The organism is Burkholderia alba, assembly GCF_034721475.1.
Classification (GTDB): domain Bacteria; phylum Pseudomonadota; class Gammaproteobacteria; order Burkholderiales; family Burkholderiaceae; genus Burkholderia; species Burkholderia alba.
This window is the reverse complement of the sequence record NZ_JAWJWL010000090.1, coordinates 1-4,139: the sequence shown is the minus strand read 5'-3', so window position 1 is coordinate 4,139 and position 4,139 is coordinate 1. Positions and strand designations below refer to the sequence as shown.

4 protein-coding genes are annotated in these 4,139 nt (G+C 56.6%); all 4 read right to left on the bottom strand.

The features are described from left to right. Positions 1 to 280: 280 nt before the first annotated feature. Positions 281 to 727, bottom strand: a complete 447-nt coding sequence (locus RZR99_RS32210; RefSeq protein WP_323123740.1) for an H-NS histone family protein — start codon at positions 725 to 727, stop codon at positions 281 to 283. A gap of 248 nt (positions 728 to 975) precedes the next feature. After that, positions 976 to 1,557, bottom strand: coding sequence for a hypothetical protein (locus tag RZR99_RS32205; RefSeq protein WP_323123739.1), 582 nt, complete (start codon positions 1,555 to 1,557; stop codon positions 976 to 978). A gap of 147 nt (positions 1,558 to 1,704) precedes the next feature. Continuing rightward, on the bottom strand, positions 1,705 to 2,385 hold the full coding sequence (locus RZR99_RS32200; RefSeq protein ID WP_323123738.1) for an OmpA family protein: 681 nt from the start codon (positions 2,383 to 2,385) through the stop codon (positions 1,705 to 1,707). A gap of 95 nt (positions 2,386 to 2,480) precedes the next feature. Beyond that, positions 2,481 to 4,139: YadA family autotransporter adhesin (locus RZR99_RS32195; RefSeq protein WP_323123737.1), on the bottom strand; the 1,659-nt coding region annotated here is incomplete at its 5' end.

The following is a 4,139-nucleotide window of genomic DNA, read 5'->3' as shown; positions in this document are numbered from 1 at the left end:
CCGGCAGTTCTGCCGGTTTGGCTTTCGGTTTGCGGGGCATATTGACTCCTTGGCGTCATGATATGCCTCGAACACGACATTAATGACAGGCCCCGCGATTGACAAACTCCCCATAGCACACGCTCAACGAGAAAACTCCGAGCACCCACTGTGAAACTACACTTGGCACTATTAAGACTCTCGATTATCTGAGAATATTTTACGCGGCCTACCAGTCCCGTTACGAGTCGACTACGTCAGACTGTTGTGCTCCACAAGGTACATCGGAACTGACCACTCTTCAGTCATTGCTCGGAATCGTCGGGCTCCCCGAAAAATGTACTTCGGGTCTTCCTGCAACTCCTCGGCCAAGGTAACTGCCGCGGGATCCATTCTGGTCATCGTGCACTACCAACCCGTCTTGAATTTCACTATTTTCACCTACTTGCTCGATCCGGAACTGCTCGCGATCCTTGCCGATGATCCACTGCGGCATTCGCCCACGACCACTCCATGTCTGACCCGTTTTCGGATTCCAGTATTTAGGAACGATAATCCTCTTTTTTCTCGCAACAGTAGAATTTCGTTCGCGGGGAACCACGTCGATATCGAGACCGAACTCCTCCAGTACCTCTCGCACACGCGTTGCCACGAGCGCGGTAAAACGCTCTTTCTCTTCTCGAATTTCGCGCTCAATCTCGATCTTGAACTGATCAAACTGATCCAATAGTGTTCGATAGCTGCTCATTTCATACTCCTCTTCCTCGGACTATCCATATACCCTGTCGCTTTGCCATAGAGGTATAGGATCAGTTCGTCACAGCACCACCAGAAATATCGAAACGCTTACACCAGGTTCATTACATCCATTCTGAACCCATTGCTCTACCGAGTTCGCATCCTTACGTCTCGGCTAGATCGCGATGTCGATCCAACGCCCACACATGCGGCGAGTCCCACGTTCTGTAGAGCTCGGCACTCTCACGGTGCCGTCCCTTATTGGAATTGCACCTGTCGGCGAAGAATCAAACACGACGGCGGAGCATCGACAAGAACGACAACCTCACGCGGACGCGCTCGATCGGCGTAGACCATAACGGACTTAATTAGTTGAGTTGCCTGATAGCCGGTCAATTCACTACGTGCCACCTGTGAACAGGACAGCGGTGCACTGGAAATACGTTCTGCCAAAACCGAGCAACCGCCACCAACACCCGGTACCGTAACGAGCGACAACAACGCCGACGACTGCGGGAATTCCATTCCAGACAGTGAAAAGAGTGGCCCGATATCGGGATTCGCGCGCTGCCAATCCAATAGGATGTCTGCTCGGATAGAGTGATCAAATACGCGCGCAGACACTTGAGCGACCGCGTCATAACATCTGCGAATTCCAACCTCTTGCGCCGCATGTGCGAGCACAGTGGTGGTCGGCACAGCCTGCACATTCTTCGGACCGGTGCCAGGCAGCGGCTCCGCTAGCACGACGCCGACGAATCCAAGGACTATCCACGCAAGCACCAACTCTGCACTCATTGCAACAACACTACGGAATGGCGTACGAGCATTCATGTCCATCGACGGGTCCCGATATCGACCCCCTCGCCAAGTCGACAAAGAATAAAAAGAACGACTGGGCCAGAGAACCGCAATCCTCAAACCTCAGGCACCTCCGGATACGCACGAGGACTTCGTCCGGAAGCGAACTCTCCTGAGTGGGCTACTCTAGGTCTGCACCAACGCAATTTCGACGCGTCGATTCTGCGACCGGCCCTCCGCAGTCCCGTTCGTTGCAACAGGATTAGCTGCTCCACGCCCTTGAATATCAAACTGAGAGGCATTCAACCCATGTGACTGCAGATAGTTCGCCACGGCCTGCGCCCGTGCTCGCGACAAGTTCATGTTGTAAACATCCGATCCTACGCCATCGGTATAACCCGTGACGACGACCTTGCCAAAGCTCATGTCCTTCGCGTCCGAGATCAACTTGTCGAGTCGCTCTTTGGCTGCAATTGTCAACGTTGCCTTGCCGAAATCGAAATTGGCATCACCCGCCAGCGCCACTTGTTTCAGCGCGGGAACGGAAATCGGCGTCACTACCGGTGCGACTGCAATCGTCTGAGGCTGCTCCCCGCACTGGAATATCAAGGTTCGAGTGTTCGGCTTGCCATCCGACGTCGTTGAACCCAGGGGCGCCTGATCTTCAACCGGACGCACCGGTTGATCATGGCAAATCTCCCGCGCCTTGCGATAGCAGGTTCCCGCGCCTTCAATCAAGCCATGGCAATCAACTCGATAGGTCTGCTTTCCATCTTGTCGGTCGACGGACCACGCGCTGAACGTCGGTCCTGTTGCGGTCGAGCAACCGGCCAGCAGCACAACTACGCACAACATTGCGTTACGCATGTTGAACCTCTTCTTTCATTTCGTTCATCTTCAATTTCTAATGTCGTCCTCGATCGGCAAGCGACGAGCGATTTACTCGTCGCCTGCCCGGCGGATTACCACTGGTAGCCCAAGCCCACGCCGTAGGTACGTCCCGCGCTGCTCGCTCCGACACCACCCTTCAGTTTCAGGTTTTCGGTAATTCGAGCCGTGAAGCCCAGAGCAACGGCACTGTAGCCTTGGTAACCAGCAGCACCAATCCCGACTGCGATCGTCTTGCCAAGATCGACATCCGGAATCATCGTCAACGCCGTCGCTGCAGCTACACCCGAGTAGGCGGTCCGCGCAACGGCAGACACGGATCCCTGAACTGCGTTGAGCTGAGACACATTCACCGCATCAGTCGGATTGACACCAGGTCCGACATTGGTGATTCGTCTTTCGTTGCCCGGCGAACCGACCGATACCGTATTTGCCTCGTCCGCTACCGAATTCGCGCCCAGTGCCACGGCCCCCGATGCCGATGCCGTAGCGCCCATGCCAATCGCCGAGGCATTGTTACCCGACACCAGTGCCCTCGCGCCGATCACGGTACTGCCCTCGGCACCGGCATTTGCACCGTTACCAATCGCCACCCCATTCGAACCAGACGCCACCGAGTTCGGACCAAGCGCCATCGCGTTCGAACCTGTCGCACCACTATTGTCGTAGTTGCCTTGCTGCGCACCACCGTCATTCACACTGTAGTAATGCGCACCGTTTGCAATGGTCGTCGTCGACAACCGACTGATGGTCGTAGAGAGCGACGTGATCAACGAATTGTTTCCTCCCTCGCTGGTCGACAGTGACGCGATATTCGACATCGTCGAGGTCGACAGACTGTTGATAGCCTGAAAAGCCGTGTTGAGCTGTGACCCATTAACAGCGTCCGTGCTCGTCGATGACACGCGTCCAGCCGCGACATTCGTAATCTGACGCTCAGCACCAGGCGCACCCACACTCACCACACTTGTCGGTGTCGTGCCGGCATAACCGTACGTCACGCCACCGACAGTGCCGGACGCCGTCGGATTAGCCACCGCCGTCACGGAGCCTGCGCCCAGCGCTACATCGCCTGCATTAGCCGCAATCGCGTTTGGCCCAATCGCCACGCTATCCGTGCCGAGCGCCTGACTGTCAGACAACGTCGAATTCGCACGGAAGTACTTGATCCCGCCACCGTTCTCGATATTGTTGACTGTATTACCGAGATTGTTGACCGCCTGGTTAGTCGCGTACAGTTGCGAACCATTGACCGCATCCGTGCTCGTCGCCGTTACCTGGCCCGCCGCCACATTCGTAATCTGACGTTCCGCGCCGGGTGCGCCCACGCTCACCACGCTCGTCGGTGTTGCACCAGCATAGGCGTAGCTCGTGCCATTAATCACGCCCGATGCTGTCGGATTGGCCACCGCTGTCACCGAGTTCGAACCTAGTGCGACGCTGTTAGCGTTGCTCGCCACAGCGTTCTGGCCCAGTGCCACCGCGCCTGTCGCGCTGGCGTTTGCGCCATCACCGACGGCCAAGGAGCTCGCGCCTGCCGCCGTTGCGTTGGTACCCGCTGCCAGCGCGTTGATGCCGGTGGCGCCGTCGTTGTTGTAGTTACCCTGTTGCGTGCCGTTGTCGTTCACGCTGTAGTAATGCGTCTTCGCTGCATTGATCGCGGTCGACGTCGAAGTCGACAACGAGCCGATGCTCGACGAGGTCGATGTAGACAAGGACGTGATCGAGCTCGT